The sequence below is a fragment of the Paenibacillus sp. sgz302164 genome, assembly GCF_056120505.1.
Genome location: NZ_JBVYOL010000003.1, coordinates 170,575 through 188,190, shown reverse-complemented (window position 1 = coordinate 188,190; position 17,616 = coordinate 170,575). Strand labels below are relative to the sequence as shown.

The window sequence follows — 17,616 nt, the reverse complement described above, 5'->3', positions numbered from 1 at the left end:
TAAGATCGGGGACCTGTCCTTTTTATTTGCGCTTCATATTTGTACCGGATCCAGCAGCGGCTTCCAGTGTACGGTAGGTTCAGCGGTTTCTCCGTCAAGGCCGGCAGAGCCGATCCACGGAAAAGGCGTATTTCCTTCGGCAAAATAGTGCTCGAGCAGACAGCGGAAAATAAAGGGCATGGGACGCTGGAGAACTTCCTCCCGCGGTATCCAGAACAGTTCTCCTTCCTGCGTAATAATCCGCGGGCTTACGTCAGTATGGCCTACGTAGAAGAACTGCTGGCGGATTTCCTGTCCGTTCAGGCGAACCAGCACGTACTGCAGATGCAGGTCATCGATTTCGTCGAATTCAATGCCGGTTTCTTCATAAATCTCGCGCAAGCAAGCGGCTTGCGGATCGTTGATTTCCGCAGGCTCCAAATGTCCGCCGACAGCGGCCCACAGCCCCGGGGATAGCGTCCGGGTTAAGGAGCGTTTCATCATCAACAGCTCGTTACGACTATTCCAGAGGAGCGCCGTAGATATCATTCTTAATGTGATCACAAGCAGGGCCTCCTTTATAATAAAACGGCAGGATTTGAAAAGTATTTTCAATTCAGCTTACCATATGGAAGAGGGGGCCAGCAACGGACAAGGAATACCAATCATTTTGCCTATTGCTTCACGTGCTGCAATTCGATATAATGTCCACTAGAAGGGAACATCAGTCTTTCTAGAGAGGACGATTCATTTGACGCCGGAAAGCAAGGAACTATTCGATCCGATGAAGCCAACCGGGCGGGAACGGTACTATTTAATCCGGGAAGATATTTTGCCCGAAGGTGTGCTCAAGACTGTACAGGCGAAAGAATTGCTCGCTCGCGGAGAAGTGAAGACGATTCACGACGCCGTCGAGCAGGTAGGCCTCAGCCGCAGCGCTTTTTACAAATATAAGGATGGTATCCATGCTTTGAGCAAGCTGGAGCGGGAGCGCATCATTACGATTTCTATGGATTTGGAGCACCGCTCGGGAATTTTATCGAGGGTGCTTGCGCTTATTGCTCATTTGGAGGGCAATGTGCTGACGATCCATCAGACGATCCCTCTTCAGGGCATGGCGAACGTGGTCATTTCCGTCGAAACTTCTTCGATGGGCGAAGACACGAATCGGCTGCTTGACCGGCTTCAGGCTCAGGAAGGTGTCAGGCGCGCTGTTATCATCGGTCAGGGCAGTTAAAGACAGAAGAAATTACTCGGGAGGTATTTGGAATGAAACCGATCAAAGTAGGTTTGCTTGGACTGGGCACTGTAGGGACAGGCGTAGTCCGCATTGTTGAAGGCCATCAGGAGGATTTGCTGCGTCAAACGGGCTCTCCGATTGAAATTGCGAAAATTCTCGTGCAAAATAAAAGCAAAAGCCGCAGCATTCCGGTCGATCCGGACAAGCTGACGGAAAACGCCTGGGATGTTATTAACGATCCCGAAATCGACATTATCGTAGAAGTCATGGGCGGCGTAAGCTCGACGAAAGAGCACATTTTAACGGCGCTGGACAACGGCAAGCATATCGTAACCGCGAACAAAGATTTGATGGCGATGCACGGCGCCGATATACTGGCCAAAGCGGCCGACAAGGGCTGTGACGTACTCTACGAAGCGAGCGTTGCCGGAGGAATACCGATTATCCGCACGCTGGTGGAAGGCTTCTCGTCCGACCGCATCACCAAAATCATGGGGATCGTGAACGGGACGACCAACTATATTTTAACGAAAATGAGCCAGGAAGGCGCCGCTTACGGTGATGTCCTGAAAGAAGCTCAACAGCTCGGTTACGCCGAGGCGGACCCGACTTCCGACGTGGAAGGTCTGGACGCCGCGCGCAAAATGACGATTTTGTCGACGCTTGGCTTCCATGCGAATGTCGCTTTGAGCGACGTTGAAGTGAAAGGCATCTCGCAGGTCAGCAAAGAGGACATTCTTTACGGGAAAAAGCTCGGTTACGAAGTGAAGCTGCTCGGCATTGCCGAAAATCACGACGGCCATATTTCGGTCAGCGTACAGCCGACGATGGTGAAAAGCTCCCATCCGCTTGCTTCTGTAAACGGCGTTTTCAATGCCGTGTACGTGTACGGCGAGGCTGTCGGCGAGACAATGTTTTACGGTCCGGGTGCAGGCGAACTGCCGACAGCGACTTCGGTCGTAGCCGATTTGGTGGCGGTCGTGCGGAATTTGAAGCTTGGCGTGAACGGGCGCACAGTTCCAGGGCCGTACAAAGAGAAGAAGCTGAAAACCGACGAACAGATCGCATCGAAAAACTTTATCCTGCTCCATGTGGAGGATAAAGCCGGTGTGCTTGCGCAAATCACGCAAATTTTCGCCCAGCACGAAGTGAGCCTTGAGTCCGTGTTCCAGCATCCGAACGTGAGCAATCCGAAGGCGGAAATTATCATTATTACGCATGACGCCAATCAGGCAAGCATGAAAAATGTATTGAAGCAGTTTGAATCCATGGACGTCATTCATTCCATCAAAAGCGTGTACCGCGTAGAGGGGTGAATGTTCGTGAACAAGCAAAAAGTGCGGGTTAAGGTGCCGGCGAGCACGGCGAACCTGGGCCCGGGATTCGACTCGCTCGGAATGGCTTTGAATTTGTATGCCTGGATCGATATGGCGATCGCGGAAAAGACGTCTTTTCAGTTGATCGGAGATCAGATGGCGGGCGTCCCGACAGATAAAACGAACTTGATTTACGAAGTGGCGCAAATGGTGTTCAAGCAGGCCGGCGTCTCTCATCCGGAGCTGGAAATTGCGATGTACAGCGATATTCCGCTGACGCGCGGCCTCGGCAGCAGCGCGTCGGCTATCGTCGGCGCGCTTGCCGGCGCCAATGCGCTGATTGGGAACAAGCTCTCAAGCGACGAGCTGTTCCAGATCGCAACCCGCCTGGAGAAGCACCCCGACAATGTGGGGGCGAGTTTGTTCGGCGGGATTGTGGTCGCTTTTTGGGACGGGCAGCGGGCCGAATATATTCGGCTGGAGCCCGATGCGAATTTGGAAGTGCTGGTAGCCATACCGGCGTTCCAGCTTGCCACCGAGAAGGCGAGAAGCATCATGCCGCAGCAGGTTGCGATGCAGGATGCGGTGTTCAACCTCAGCCATTCCTCGCTGCTGGTTGCCGCGCTCAGCACCGGCAACCTGGAAATGATCCGGCACGCCATGAAAGATGCGCTGCATCAGCCATACCGCGCGCCGCTGATTCCCGGCATGACGACGATTTTGGAGCAGGCCGACCGGCACGGCGCGCTGGGCGCAGCGCTGAGCGGCGCGGGCCCAACGATTCTCACGCTGGTCGATGCCCGCAGCGGGCGCAAACAGGAACTGGAGACGTTTTTGAAACAGACGCTGAAAGCCGAAGGTATTGAAGCCGAGACGCTCTGGCTGAAGCCGAGCCGCGAAGGCGTAACCGCCACATTCACGGCTGCCGGCGAACCCGAGCTGCAGGAGTTGATTCATAAGGAGGTAAGATCGTGAAAAAAATCGCCCTCCTGGGGCCGAACACGTTTTCGGAGGAAGCCACCCGCCATTTTCTCGGATCGAAAGAATTCGAATACGTGCCTTTCAAGCTCATTTCCGATGTATTTATGGCGACGGCGGCGGGCGAAACGGATTTGGCCGTCATCCCCATCGAGAACACGCTGGAAGGTTCCGTGCATATGCATGTGGACTGGCTCGTTCACGAAGTGGAACTGCCGATTCGCGCGGAGTATGTGTTTCCGATCGACATGAATTTAATCGGCTATCCGCTGCCTGGGGAGACGCCTGATTCTTCGAATCCGTACGCGCATATCCGCAAGGTGATGTCGCATCATGTGGTGCCTGCGCAGTGCCGAAACTTTCTCAAAACTTATTTGAGCGGGGCCGAATTCGAAATTGTCAGCAGTACGGCCGAAGGGGTCCGGCTCGCAGCTTCGGCACATGATCCGCACGTTGCCGCAATCGGTCCGGCTGTGGCCGCAGTCAATTATGACATTCCTATCCTGCAGCGGGAAATTCAGGACCACAAAAACAACAAGACACGCTTCCTGCTTGTCGGTTCGGAGGCTCCGGAGCTCAAGGCGTCGGAGCGAATGAAGACGACGATTCTGGTTACGCTGCCCGAAGACTACCCGGGGGCTCTGCACCAGGTGCTGTCGGCGTTTGCCTGGAGGCGGATCAATCTCTCCAAGATTGAGTCCAGACCGACGAAGAAACAGCTGGGCAGTTACTATTTTTACATCGATATCGAAGGCTCTATGGATTCCGTGCTGCTGCCCGGCGCCATTCAGGAGCTGGAGGCGATCGGCTGCCAGGTGCGTTTATTAGGGAGTTACCCCAGCTATTCTTTTGAAACCTATATTCCGGAGGTGTAAGTTTCATCATGGCGCAATGGATTTATTTGGACGGTAATTTTGTAAGCAAGGAAGATGCAAAAGTATCTGTGTATGACCATGGCTTTTTGTACGGTGACGGCATTTTCGAGGGAATCCGCATTTACAATGGGAATATTTTCAAATGCAAAGAGCATCTGGACCGACTTTACGATTCCGCAAAATCCATCATGTTGAACATACCGCTCACCTATAGCGAAATGCAGGATGCGCTGACCGAGACGGTTCGCCGCAATGGGCTTCGCGCCGGATACATACGGCTTGTCGTATCGCGCGGCACCGGCGACCTTGGCCTCGATCCCCGCCGTTCCCCGAAAGCAAGCGTGCTTATTATCGTGGAACAGCTTTCGATTTATCCGCAGGAAGCTTACGAGTACGGTTTGAAAACCGTGTCCGTATCTACCAGACGCAATGTGCCGGACGCTTTGAATCCGAAAATCAAATCTTTGAATTACTTGAACAACATTTTGGTGAAAATTCAAGCCAACCTGGCCGGTGTGGGGGAAGCGATTATGCTGAACTCGCAGGGGTATGTAGCGGAAGGATCGTCGGACAACATTTTCATCGTCAAACGCGGCATCGTGTATACTCCGCCTTGCTATTGCGGCGCTTTGGAGGGAATTACGCGGGCGGCGATCATGGAATTGTGCGTCAAGTCGGGAATTCCGCTCAAGGAGGAGCCTTTTACGCTGCATGACGTGTATGTGGCGGACGAAGTTTTCTTCACGGGCACGGCGGCTGAGGTTATCCCTGTGCGCGAAGTCGACGCCCGCATTATCGGCGAAGGGAAGGCAGGACCGATCACGACTGCGCTGCTTCAACAATTCCGCGGCATTGTAGAAATTGACGGCGTCAAAGTGCTGGATTAACTTTTTTTCACGATTGTCATATTCGCATCCCTTTCGTACGTAAAATCGTGCGAGAGGGATTTTTTTTGTCCGAAAGAAGGTCAAAAGCCTAGACATGTGCATAAACTGTAATGTCATTGTGAAGAGCAGCCGGAAAGGAATCATTGAAGATCAAGCTCTCGATGCAAGTCTTCTAAGAAAACTTTAAGGAGGTAGTGGACTTGAAAATCCATATTGTCAAAAAAGGCGATACCCTGTACGAGCTGGCAAACAAATATCATGTCGAGCTGGATCAGATCATCGCGTTGAATCCGCAAATTACAGATCCGGACAAAATCGACGTAGGGATGAAAGTGAAAATTCCGTCCAAACCGCAGCCGATCCAGCCGCATGTCGAACATGTGTATAAGCACGTCGTGCAGCAGGGAGATACGCTTTGGAAGCTTGGAAAAGCTTGGGATGTGCCGCTGAACGACATGATCAACGCCAATCCGCAGCTCAAAAACCCGAATGTCCTTATGACGGGAGAAACCGTGTTCATTCCGAAGATGGCGCACCATCATGGGGGACATCACCACGGGGAGCACCATCATTCAGGGGGGTACTCCGGCAAGCCGAGCACCAAGCCGAACACCGAACCGATCAACAAGCCGAGCACGAAGCCAAGCACCGAACCGATCGCCAAGCCCAGCACTGAACCGATTAACAAACCGAGCACGAAACCAAGCACCGAGCCTATTGTTCAGCCGCAGGTCAACAAGCTTCCCGAGGCGAAGCTGCCTATCAACCAGCTGCCGATTTATCAGCCGCCTATCAATCAGCAGCCGGTGGCCCAGGCTCCGATCAAACAGGAGGTTGCACCTCAGCTGCCGGTAAAAGAGAGTCCGCTAAAAGTGAGCCCGGCAGCCAAAGAGCCGGTTATCCAGCCCACCGAAAGCAAAACCAAAACCGAAGCCGCCCAGAAACAATTGGCTTCCGAAAATTATCCGATGACTTCTACCAAAGAAGGTCCGCTGCACACGGAGAGCGAGCTCGGCCTGCACGAACCTTATACGCCATCGGTTCATCCATTCCATCAGTACCATATCGAGGCCACGGAAGTGTTTGCCAATCCCGGTTCCGCAGCTGTGGAAGCTTCGGGCTACCCGGATTCGTCCGAATATCCGCAAGCGCCTGAATACGAAGCGCCGGTCATGCAGTGGGAAGGCACTCATCACGCGCCATGGGGCGGAGCGCACGAAGCGCCGTGGGAAGGCGCTCATCCGGCGCCGTGGATCGGGGCGCACCATATGCCATGGGAAGGAGCGCAGGCAGCGCCATGGAGCGGAGGCCAGCAAGCGCCATGGGAAGGAGAGCAGGCAGCACCATGGAGCGGAGGGCAGCAAGCGCCATGGGAAGGGGCTCAGGCGGCGCCATGGAGCGGAGGGCAGCAAGCGCCATGGGAAGGAGAGCAGGCAGCACCATGGAGCGGAGGGCAGCAAGCGCCATGGAGCGGAGGCCAGCAAGCGCCATGGGAAGGGGCCCAAGAATCCCCATGCGCAGGCGGCGTACCCCAAGCACCATGGGAGGCAGTGCAGCCGGCGTCGTGGGAAGGAACGCAGGGAGCGCCATGGACTGACGGGCATCAGGCTCCTTGGGGCGCTTTTCCTTCGCAGGTGCATGCCGCGCAGCTTCCTGTCAGCCATGGAGGCTGCGGCTGCGGGGAAGGGCAGCCTGGAGCAGAGCCCTGGCAGGCTTATCCGGCGGCAGCACCGTCCTACCATCCGACGGCGGCCATGCCGATTGCCGCTCCTTACGATATGTACCCGGCGGAGGGCTTTCCTTACGGCGGCGAAGACAATTTGCATCCGCACATGCACCCACATATGCACCCGCATATGCATCCGCACGGCGTAATGCCTGCTTACGGTATGCCTTACCATGCTCCGTATGAGAGTCCGTATGAGGCGCCTTACGAGACGCCTTATGAGGCTCCGATTCTTCCGCAAGTTCATACGCATGTATTACCGGAAGAAAAAGGCATGGAGGACACCGTCGAATTGGATTACCGGTCAAGCAAAAGAAGCGGCAAAACGGGAAAATCCGGCTCCGGCGCAGCCAGCATGAGAAAAGCCAAAACGTCCGGCATCCGATCCGTTCAAACGTTTTTGAAAAAACAGCAGCGGCGAGCGGAAAAGCCGGAGTCCAAACCTAACTTGCCCTGGATTAACGTATAGCAGGCACTAGACTCTCGTCCTTGATGGACGGGGGTTTTCCGTGCTTTTACCGGCATCAAAAAAAAGCAGGATACGGCGGCAAGAGCCGCTATACCTGCTTTTTTCATTATTTTGCTCAGGCGAGCATCCCGATCGTGAAAAATACCATAAGTCCGACAACGAAATTCATGCCCCACTTTTTACGCAGAAGCTCGCGCCCGCGGTGCAATCTTGTTTTGACGGTCGTCACCGGAAGATTGAGCTTTTCGCTAATTTCCTGCAAGGAAAGTTCTTCCAAATAATAGAGTATAATGATGCTTTTGTATTTGTCGGCCAGCTTGTTAATGGACCTGTGAACGTGCTCCTGAATTTCCGTCTGCAGGACGGCGTGCTCCGGAGACTGGTCTTGGCTCGCCAGCTTGCTGTAATAGCTGTAGTCGTCATCCTGATCATTCAGTTCGGCATCGAGGGATTGAACGGGCTTTTTCTTGCGCAGCAGGTCGATGCACACATTTTTGCCAATCCGGTAAATCCAGGTGGAAAACTTTTGGCTTTCGTCGTAATGATTCAAATTCAAATATACCCGGATAAAAGTCTCCTGTACGATATCCTCGGAATCAGGTTTGTTGTGCAGCATACGATAAGCAAGCTTTTGAATTTTGGTACGGTACAATTCCACCAATTCTACAAAAGCGTTTCTATCGCCGGTCCGCGATAATTGTATTAGTTGAAGTTCTGCCACATTCATGCTGTTCCCCTCCTCAGCTCTTTTCCAATATATATCGATTTCATTCAGTTTGTATGAAAAAAGTTTACCTACATCTGACTATATCATTTCTACGGCTACAGTCAAATATCTGTTAACGCAAACGGCCTGATTTCCGATATTTTGGGAATAGTTAGGATAATTTTCCTTCAAAGATGTCGGGAACGAGACCGTTGTCCCGCTCTTTCTTACTATGGTAAATGATGTATAGCCCCCGATGCAAATGGAAACAATACCAGAAAAACGAGAATGAAGGGGATTTGGGTGAATGTACAAAGCTTCTTAAAACATTTGAAACGCAAGCTGCGCTGGAAACGAGGCTGGATCGCTCTGGGAATGCTGATCGCGCTCTGCACGGCCGGATATATGATCCATGCCGCATGGCTGTGGCCGGAAGCGGGCGGCGGCGCCGTGGCGCGCATGACTTTGGCGCCGGCGAATCAGGAAGAAGAGGACGCCAAACTTAAGGAAGCGATCGCGAAGCTGAGAGGAATTACGGACAGCAGGGAAACGTATTTGCTCAAATCCTACGTCTGCGGGGAAGAACTGCAGAAGCTCGGCTTGCGCACATCGGATCAACTGGTGACGGAATTAATGAAGAACCCGAACTGGACGCTCAGCTTGAATGCGAAAGGAGAAGTGACGTTCACCGAGCAGATCGACGATCTGTCTCCCGAATGCAAGCAGAAAGCGGTTTTCAGTGTCGACGAAAGCGGCAATCTGTCCCTGTTTCAGGGAACGCCGAGCAAGGAGAACGTCATCAGGACCTTTTTTCAGCTGAACATCCGCCAACTGGAGAGCAGTCTTCCGCAGGAAACAGTCAAGCAGCTGCACGACGGAATCCGGATTACAGACATGGAGGAATACAACAGCGTGCTGTCGACTTTCAGCGATTATGCGGTGGAGGAAAGCGAGAGAGCGATGTTCAATCAATAACGGACGAGTAGACGAGGTAGGCAAGGGCGCATCGGCCCGAGTCTATCTCTTTTTTTTGTTATCTGCTATAATGGGGAATGATACATATGTTCGCTTTTTTGGGATGGGAGAGACAATATTGTGCGCATTCTGGGTATCGATCCGGGGATCGCAATCGTAGGTTTCGGATTTATCGATAAAATCGGCAGCAAGCTCGTCCCGGTGCAGTACGGCTCCATTCAGACGGAAGCCCACACGGACCCTGCGCTCAGGCTCAAGGATGTCTATGATGCGACGAGGCAGCTGATCGAGAAATACAAGCCGGATGCAATGGCGATTGAGAAATTGTTTTTTAACCGCAACGTGACGACGGCGTTTACAGTCGGACAGGCGCGGGGCGTCATGATTCTCGCAGGCGTTCAGGCGGAGCTGGCAATCGCGGAATATACGCCGCTTCAGGTCAAACAGGCTGTGGTCGGATACGGCAAGGCGGAAAAGCATCAAGTGCAGGAAATGGTCAAAATGTTTCTGAAGCTCCAGGCTGTCCCTAAGCCGGACGATGTTGCGGATGCGTTGGCCGTCGCCATCTGCCATGCTCATTCTTCCACCATGCAGACGATGATAAATAATAAGGTCGTGAAACGATGATCGATTTTTTAAGAGGAAAAATAGCGCATCGCGAAAGCGATTATGCGGTCGTTGACGTGCATGGCGTCGGCTACCGGGTATTTTGCCCGAATCCGTACGCGCTGCCGCACAAAGACGGCGAGGACGTCACATTGTACACCCACTATCATGTGCGCGAAGATGCCCATCTGTTATTCGGCTTTACTTCCCGCGAAGAGCAGTCGTTGTTCCGTCTGCTGCTTGAGGTTACAGGGATCGGCCCGAAAGTCGCGCTGGGCATACTGGCCGGCGGCGGCAGGCCGGAAACCGTCATTGCGGCGATCAGCCAGGAAAATCTGGCGTTTTTGACGAAGCTGCCGGGCATCGGCAAGAAGACGGCGCAGCGGATTATTCTCGATTTGAAAGATAAGCTCGGCCAGGTTTCGCTTTCCGACAGCCTGGAGACATCCATCGGCCTCGGATTGCCGCATAATCAGGGTTCCGGCGAAGGCGGGGGCTCCTGGTCGGAAGCGAAGGAAGCGCTTATGGCCCTGGGCTATACGGAAGGGGAGACGGACCGGGCATGGGCAAAAATCAAGCCGAAAGCGAAAGAGTCGGATTCCGTGGACGTCATAATGAAGCTTGCGCTGCAAGCGTTGTATACGATGTAAAGGCGGAACAACCGCTCTATTCTGGATTGAAAAATAGTAGGAGGATACCCCGTGGATAATGACCGGATCATTTCCGCTCATTTGATGATGGAGGATCAGGCGATCGAATACAGTTTGCGCCCCCGGTACCTGGCGGAATACATCGGCCAGAAGCAGGCCAAGGAGAACTTGAAGATTTACATCGAAGCGGCCAAAATGCGCAAAGAAGCGCTCGACCACGTGCTGCTGTACGGACCTCCCGGGCTCGGCAAAACGACGCTGTCCAACATTATCGCCAATGAGCTTGGCGTCAATATTCGAACGACCTCCGGCCCCGCTATCGAGCGGCCGGGGGATCTTGCGGCCATCCTGACGAATTTGCAGGAGGGCGACGTACTGTTCATCGACGAGATCCACCGCCTCCACCGCACGGTGGAGGAAGTGCTGTATCCGGCGATGGAGGATTATGCCCTTGACATTATTATCGGCAAGGGGCCGAGCGCGCGCTCGGTGCGTCTGGACTTGCCGGCGTTTACGCTGGTCGGCGCGACGACGCGCGTAGGCCTGCTGTCTGCGCCGCTGCGCGACCGCTTCGGCGTCGTCAGCAGGCTGGAATTTTATACGGTGGAGGAGCTCACCTACATCGTCAGCCGCACCGCCGACATCCTGCAGGTGCAGATCGTCGGCGAAGCCGCGCGCGAGATCGGCATGCGCTCGCGCGGCACGCCGCGCATCGCCAACCGCTTGCTCAAGCGGGTACGCGATTTCGCGCAGGTGAAGGGCGACGGCATCATCACGCTCGACATCGCGCGTACGGCCCTGAAGCTCATCCAGGTGGACGACCTGGGCCTCGATGAGATCGACCACAAAATGCTGCGGGCGATCATCCAAAACTTCCAGGGCGGCCCTGTCGGCCTGGAGACGATCGCAGCGACGATCGGAGAAGAGGGGCAGACGATCGAAGACGTCTACGAGCCGTATTTGCTGCAGATCGGCTTCCTGCAGCGCACCCCGCGCGGCCGCACCGTAACGCCGCTGGCGTACTCGCACATGGGGCTGCCGATGCCGGAACAGCGATAGCTGCACGCGGGAGCCGGCGGCAAGAGCCCACGGCGAAAGTCTGCGCTCATTTGCCGCTAAACACAGCGCAAACATTTTGTCAAGCGGCTTGGCAGACGGTAACGCGAGGAGAAAGACAAGAGCAAACCAAACAAGATAAGAACAAACAAGGCAAGATAGAGCCATACAAGACAAGGCACAACAAAAGTAACAAGACAAGACAAGACCAAACAAGGCAAGATAAGACCGAAAAAGACAAGACAAGAGCAACAAGATAAGAGCAACAAGATAAGAGCAACAAAACAAGATAAGAGCAACAAAACAAGATAAGAGCAACAAGTCAAGATAAAGCCAAACAAGGCAAGACTGTGCAAAACCCATGCAAAATCATGCAGAACAAATACAAACCCATGCGGAGACATGCGCATGAAATAAATGGATAAAAATCCAAATAAAACAAGATAAAGCCAACATAACAAGAAAGAACGAACGAATTTTAGAAAAAACCTGCGAAAATACAGTTTTTTTCATCCGAAACGGTTCATTTTCGGAAAAAGCCTGCAATTGTGCAGGAATTTCTTTTCAAAACGGCTTGTGCCCCAGGTATTGTCGTGAAAACCTGCACATTTGCAGGAATTTCGTTACAATCGTGTGAAAGAACAAAAAAGCCTGCACTTTTGCAGGCTTTTTACTTATTGCCAAGTAGATGCACCAGCTACAGCCTGCGAATGCATGCAACAGTCGCCCGTTCGCCAGCTCACTATGTATCTGCCAAGTAGATGCACCAGCTACAGCCTGCGAATGCATGCAACAGTCGCCCGTTCGCCAGCTCACTATGTATCTGCCAAGTAGATGCACCAGCTACAGCATGCGAGCACATCCAACAGTCGCCCGTTCGTCGGCTCACTATGTATCTGCCAAGTAGATGTGCCAGTTTCAGCATTCGAATGCATCCAACAGTCGCACATTCACCGGCTCTCTACGTACCCGGCAAGTAGATGCATCAGCTCAAGCATACGAGTACATCCAACAGTCGCCCGTTCGCCGGCTCACTATGTATCTGCCAAGTAGATGCACCAGCTACAGCCTGAGAATCCATCCAACAGTCGCCCGTTCCCCGGCTTTCTACGTATTACCAGCCCGGCGATGACTTCCGAGATATGTGAAGGACAAAGCTTGCTAGGGGTCTGTCCGACGGAGTTACTTTTGTGCAAACCCAAACAATCATGACAAGCAAATACTGTCGCTCACGCTGCATCATAACTATCATTTCACATACACATACCTTCTACTAAATTCTTCGGACAGACTCCTGGCAGATCGTTTCGTAATTCGTCCTCTTTCTGCTCGTAGCCTGTCCAGTAGACCATCGAATCCGCAGCGGGAATCTCCGGCAATGAAACATTTACCTGCTACTGAGTTCATCGGACAGACTCCTCAAGGCCTTGCACAATGCTACTAAATTCTTCGGACAGAACCTCGAGGCGTTGCACAATAATGCCCGTCCCTCGCATGAAGATGCGGAAACGGGCATTTTTTTGCCGTCTACAAAACTTCTGCGCCTTCATAGAGTCTAACTTACTAGAATACGAGCGAAAGAAAGGAACATTTGTCGAATGAAGTGGGGAAAAGCACTATTCCGTCCAACGATGATTGCGATTGCTTCAACGGTGCTGACCGTAGGGACAGCTCCTGTTTTTCAAAATACGGCCGCGGCGGCCGGTGTAAACCATCTGGATACGATCCGCGTTGCGCTGTTCATTGATGCGGCTAAGTACAGAGTGCTTGAGCCGGTCGTTACTTTGTCGGCCGATAGCGGATTGGAAATCGGAATCCGCAGCGGCGGCGGAACGCACACTTGGGTTGCGCTGCCCAATCAGGCGGAAATTCGCGCTTCCTTGGATCAGTACAGCGTGAAAATGCTGGAAACGCCCGATTTTGCCGCGGCTGGCGCGCTGCAAGCGAAATTGCTGGCGATGAAGGAGGACGCTTACACCCTCAGCAGGTCAAAACAAGGGAAAACCGTTTTTCAGGTTTTCCTCGGCAGCTACGCCTCCAAAGAAGAGGCTGAAGGAGCCAAGCTGAAGGCGCTGAAAGATGCTGGCGTCGGGGCATTGACGCAGGCTGGGCAGCCTGAGCTCACCGGCCCGCTGCATCTGAGCGCCGGGACGTACCCTACGGAAGCGGCGGCTCTTGGGCAGGCGGCCGCCTATTGGCAGGCGGGGCTCACTGCGGACCTTGCCCTGCAGGAAGATGCAGCGGGCAAGGTCCAGTATGGTGTCTGGCTGGGCGGCGAAGCGACGGCTGAGCAGTTGGAGGCCGTGAAGCAGCAAGCGCTTCAAGCCGTGCCGGGCGTTCCGCTCCAGAACGCGAATACGAATGCCGCGTATTTGCTCCGCAGATCGGACGTGACGGTTGCCTCGTCCGGCGCGCAAGCGGTACCTCATTTTGCAGCCGGTGCAGGAGGGCAAAAAACGCTGATTCATCCCAAAGAAGCGGGAATCACCGTCAAAGAGCGGGCAGGCCGAAGCTACCGCGGAGATATGGAGCTGAGCGCCTACCATGACAAGCTGGCCGTGATTAACGAGCTGCCGCTCGAACAGTACCTGTACTCCGTCGTCGGCACGGAGCTGAATTCGAGCTGGCCGGCCGAAGCTTTGAAGGGGCAGGCTGTAGCTGCGCGTACATTTGCAATCAAGCAGGGCGCCAAGTACGAGATCGCCCAAGTGAGCGATTCCACAATGGATCAGGCTTATTATGGCATGGATCGCGAGTTTCCCGGAGCTCTGCAGGCTGTCGATGCGACCAAGGATGAGGTGCTTGTCGACGACAAGCACAACCTTATCACTCCTGTATTTTCATCCAATGCTGGGGGAATGACGGCGGACCCTTCGGAAGTATGGGGCAACCCCGTTCCATATTTGCGCAGCGTGCCGAGTCCTGACGACGGGGCGGCCAGCGGCAAAGCGGTGTGGTATCGGGTGAAGCTGGCAAGCGGTAAAACCGGATACGTGCACTCGAAGTATTTGAAGGATACGGGGCAAAAAAATGCGGAAGGCGCAGCTGTCTACGAAGCAACCGAATCGGCTGTCAATGTAAGATTAGCTCCGTATGTAGACAATACGGCCAATCCTTCGATCGATCAGCTTGACACCAAGGAAAAAGTGGCGGTCGTGGGCCGGCAGACGGAATCCAACGCCTATTCCTGGGTGCGCGGACCGTATGACGCGGAGACACTCAAAAGCAAACTGGCGGCTGTGGGAGTTGCGATCGACGGTCCCCTCCAGTCTTTGGAAATTTCCAAGCGCGGGCCTTCCGGGCGGGTGACCGAGCTGAAGGCGAACGGCCAAGTAGTAAAAGTGGCTTATCCCGATGCGCTCAGAAACGCTTTGGGCGGACTTCCGAGCACGCGGTTTGAAATTGGATTACCGGGAAGTTATACTGGTAATACTTCAATTGTTCCTCCGGCCGTTCCATCGGCCCGGACCCCGTCTTCGGCAAGCGTATCGATAGCCGGAGCGAGCAGTACGGACAATGGCGGCGACAAAGCTTCAAGCTCTATTTTTGTGCTTTCGGGCGGACAGACGAAGCCTGCCGAGGTGAGCAAGTCCGATATTATCGCAATCGGGGCATCGGGGCAAGCGGCGCCGGCACCTTCCGCTGGAGCGGGCCAACCGGCGGCGAATGGATCCTTTTCCACATCGGGACCTGTGAAAGGCAGCCAATTTATGTTCTGGGGGACCGGTTACGGGCATGGACTTGGCATGTCGCAATGGGGAGCCAAAGGTTACGCTGAGCTCGGATATGACTATAAACAAATACTCCAGACCTACTACATTGGAGTCACCATAACTAAGGAATGAATGCGAACATATGGATGTACAAGCTTTTGATTTTGAACTGCCCGAATCTTTAATCGCCCAGACGCCGCTTGCAAACCGGACGGCGTCCAGGCTGCTTGCGCTCGACAAAGCGACGGGAAACATCGCGCATAACACATTTGAACAGCTAGCGGACTATTTGGAAGCCGGGGATTTGCTCGTGATGAACGATACGCGAGTCATTCCAGCCCGGCTTTTTGGCGTGAAGAGGGATACGGGCGCCAAGGCCGAGATTTTGCTGCTCAAGGCTCTAGGGGAGGACCGCTGGGAAGCTCTGGTGAAGCCCGGGAAAAGGGTCAAGACGGGGGCTATCATCGATTTTGGCGTAGAATTCGCCTCGGGGGACGAGCCTTTGCTTACCGCGGAAGTTTTGGAAGAAGGTGAAATGGGGGCAAGAGTGCTGCAATTTCGCTACCAGGGCATTTTTAACGAAATATTGGATAAACTTGGACAGATGCCTCTGCCGCCTTATATCAAGGAGCAGCTGCCCGAGAAGGAACGGTATCAGACGGTTTATGCGAAGCACGAAGGCTCGGCCGCCGCGCCGACAGCGGGGCTTCATTTTACGGCGGCTTATTTGGATTTGCTTCGCGCCAAAGGAATCCGGACCGCTTTTGTAACGCTGCATGTAGGATTGGGCACTTTCCGCCCCGTTTCGGTAGACCGTATCGAAGAGCATCAGATGCATGCGGAATATTATGAGCTGTCCGCCGAAACGGCTGCGCTTATTAATGAAACGAAATCGAATGGCAAACGTATTATTGCCGTAGGTACAACTTCGGCGCGCACACTTGAAACCGCGGCTCAGTCAAGCGGGCTTGGCAGCGGGCATACGGCCATCGAGCCGTCGAGCGGCTGGACCAGCATTTTTATTTATCCCGGCTACAAGTTTCAAGCCGTCGATGCGCTGCTGACCAATTTCCATTTGCCCAAATCGACGCTTCTCATGTTGATCAGCGCATTGGCAGGGCGGGAACATGTGATGCGCGCTTATGAAGAGGCGGTCAGAGAACAGTACCGGTTTTTCAGCTTCGGAGACGCAATGTTTATATACTAAGGAGTCTGTCCGATGAACCGCATAAAGGGCTGCACAATAGTAGCTCCGTCGGACAGACTCCTAGATGATGTTTACTTAAGATAGGAAGTGGTAGTATTGGCAGCAGTGACATACGAACATATCAAAACTTGCAAGCAATCCGGCGCCAGGCTCGGGCGCGTGCATACGCCGCATGGCGTCATCGAGACGCCAGCGTTTATGCCGGTCGGCACGCAGGCTACGGTGAAAACGATGAGCCCCGAGGAATTGAAGGCGATGGACGCTCACATAATTTTGAGCAACACGTACCATCTGTTTTTGCGTCCCGGGCACGAGCTTGTGAAAGCGGCCGGCGGACTGCACAAATTCATGAACTGGGACAGGCCGATCCTGACGGACAGCGGCGGTTTTCAGGTGTTCAGCTTGAGCGACATCCGCAAAATTACGGAAGAAGGCGTCCAGTTCAAATCGCACCTGAACGGGGACAAGCTGTTCCTCTCGCCGGAGAAAGCGATGGAAATCCAGAATGCGCTAGGCTCCGACATTATGATGGCGTTTGACGAATGCCCGCCTTATCCGGCCGAGTACGATTACATCAAAAAATCGCTGGAACGGACGACCCGTTGGGCGGAGCGCTGCCTGCAAAGCCATGCCAGACCGGAAGACCAGGGGCTGTTCGCTATCGTACAGGGCGGCATGCATGAAGATTTGCGGCGGCAGAGCGCGGAGCAGTTGACTTCCATGGATTTCCCGGGGTATGCTATTGGTGGATTGAGCGTAGGGGAGCCCAAGCATCTGATGTACGAGGTGCTGAACTACACGACTCCGCTGCTTCCGGCGAATAAACCGCGCTATTTAATGGGCGTAGGCTCGCCTGACGCCTTGATCGAAGGCGCTATCCGCGGCATCGACATGTTCGACTGCGTGCTTCCGACGCGCATCGCGCGCAACGGCACCTGCATGACCAGCTCAGGCAGACTCGTAGTGAGAAACGCTGCGTATGCCGAAGATTTCGGTCCGCTCGACCCGAACTGCTCGTGCTACACATGCTCTAATTACAGCAGAGCGTACATTCGCCATTTGATCAAAGCGGACGAGACATTCGGCATCAGGCTCACGACCTATCATAACCTTCACTTTCTATTACAGCTCATGCGCGATGTAAGACAAGCGATTATGGAAGATCGACTGCTCGATTTCCGCGACGCATTTTTCGAATCGTATGGGCTGAATGATAATGAAAGAGGATTTTAA

At 53.8% G+C, this 17,616-nt stretch carries 15 protein-coding genes; 13 read left to right on the top strand and 2 right to left on the bottom strand.

Features of this window, described 5'->3' with window-relative positions:
* Positions 1–33: 33 nt before the first annotated feature.
* Positions 34–543 carry an NUDIX hydrolase gene (locus AC0LWT_RS06435; protein WP_474680402.1) on the bottom strand — a complete coding sequence of 170 codons (510 nt, stop codon included), beginning with the start codon at positions 541–543 and terminating at the stop codon, positions 34–36.
* Positions 544–763: 220 nt separating this feature from the next.
* Here AC0LWT_RS06435 and AC0LWT_RS06430 point away from each other — a divergent pair, with 220 nt between their 5' ends.
* The 6 genes from AC0LWT_RS06430 (at position 764) to AC0LWT_RS06405 (ending at position 7,470) form a co-directional block, all read left to right on the top strand.
* Entirely contained in the window at positions 764–1,216 is a 453-nt protein-coding gene (locus AC0LWT_RS06430; protein ID WP_474680696.1) for an ACT domain-containing protein, read from the top strand.
* 32 nt (positions 1,217–1,248) lie between these two features.
* On the top strand, positions 1,249–2,535 hold the full coding sequence (locus tag AC0LWT_RS06425; protein ID WP_474680401.1) for a homoserine dehydrogenase: 1,287 nt from the start codon (positions 1,249–1,251) through the stop codon (positions 2,533–2,535).
* A complete protein-coding gene (gene thrB / locus AC0LWT_RS06420; RefSeq protein ID WP_474680400.1) occupies positions 2,536–3,510 on the top strand; it encodes a homoserine kinase in 975 nt (324 codons plus the stop codon).
* Positions 3,507–4,388 carry a prephenate dehydratase gene (gene pheA, locus AC0LWT_RS06415; protein ID WP_474680399.1) on the top strand — a complete coding sequence of 294 codons (882 nt, stop codon included), beginning with the start codon at positions 3,507–3,509 and terminating at the stop codon, positions 4,386–4,388. Before thrB ends, pheA begins: the two co-directional genes overlap by 4 nt.
* 8 nt (positions 4,389–4,396) lie before the next feature.
* Positions 4,397–5,275: a branched-chain-amino-acid transaminase gene (gene ilvE / locus AC0LWT_RS06410; RefSeq protein ID WP_474680398.1), complete on the top strand. Its 879-nt coding sequence runs from the start codon at positions 4,397–4,399 to the stop codon at positions 5,273–5,275.
* Positions 5,276–5,475: 200 nt separating this feature from the next.
* Positions 5,476–7,470: a LysM peptidoglycan-binding domain-containing protein gene (locus AC0LWT_RS06405; protein WP_474680397.1), complete on the top strand. Its 1,995-nt coding sequence runs from the start codon at positions 5,476–5,478 to the stop codon at positions 7,468–7,470.
* 115 nt (positions 7,471–7,585) lie between these two features.
* Here the strand turns inward: AC0LWT_RS06405 and sigW are convergent, their stop codons facing one another.
* Complete coding sequence (sigW, locus tag AC0LWT_RS06400) at positions 7,586–8,197, bottom strand: RNA polymerase sigma factor SigW (protein ID WP_474680396.1); 612 nt, start codon at positions 8,195–8,197, stop codon at positions 7,586–7,588.
* A gap of 282 nt (positions 8,198–8,479) precedes the next feature.
* On the opposite strand from sigW, the gene AC0LWT_RS06395 reads away from it, so the two are divergent.
* From AC0LWT_RS06395 to tgt, 7 genes are all read left to right on the top strand, one after another.
* Positions 8,480–9,151 (top strand): BofC C-terminal domain-containing protein, encoded by a 672-nt coding sequence (locus tag AC0LWT_RS06395; protein ID WP_474680395.1) that lies wholly within the window; start codon positions 8,480–8,482, stop codon positions 9,149–9,151.
* A 120-nt stretch (positions 9,152–9,271) separates the two neighbouring features.
* Positions 9,272–9,778 (top strand): crossover junction endodeoxyribonuclease RuvC, encoded by a 507-nt coding sequence (gene ruvC / locus AC0LWT_RS06390; protein ID WP_474680394.1) that lies wholly within the window; start codon positions 9,272–9,274, stop codon positions 9,776–9,778.
* Positions 9,775–10,407, top strand: coding sequence for a Holliday junction branch migration protein RuvA (gene ruvA, locus AC0LWT_RS06385; protein WP_474680393.1), 633 nt, complete (start codon positions 9,775–9,777; stop codon positions 10,405–10,407). The genes ruvC and ruvA overlap by 4 nt, the downstream gene beginning before the upstream one ends.
* Before the next feature lie 84 nt (positions 10,408–10,491).
* Positions 10,492–11,466 carry a Holliday junction branch migration DNA helicase RuvB gene (gene ruvB / locus AC0LWT_RS06380; protein ID WP_474680695.1) on the top strand — a complete coding sequence of 325 codons (975 nt, stop codon included), beginning with the start codon at positions 10,492–10,494 and terminating at the stop codon, positions 11,464–11,466.
* A 1,595-nt stretch (positions 11,467–13,061) separates the two neighbouring features.
* Entirely contained in the window at positions 13,062–15,308 is a 2,247-nt protein-coding gene (locus AC0LWT_RS06375) for a SpoIID/LytB domain-containing protein (RefSeq protein ID WP_474680392.1), read from the top strand.
* Between the two features lie 10 nt (positions 15,309–15,318).
* Positions 15,319–16,383 carry a tRNA preQ1(34) S-adenosylmethionine ribosyltransferase-isomerase QueA gene (queA, locus tag AC0LWT_RS06370; protein ID WP_474680391.1) on the top strand — a complete coding sequence of 355 codons (1,065 nt, stop codon included), beginning with the start codon at positions 15,319–15,321 and terminating at the stop codon, positions 16,381–16,383.
* 96 nt (positions 16,384–16,479) lie between these two features.
* The gene (gene tgt, locus AC0LWT_RS06365) at positions 16,480–17,616 is read left to right on the top strand and encodes a tRNA guanosine(34) transglycosylase Tgt (RefSeq protein WP_474680390.1); all 1,137 of its coding nucleotides are present in this window, start codon (positions 16,480–16,482) and stop codon (positions 17,614–17,616) included.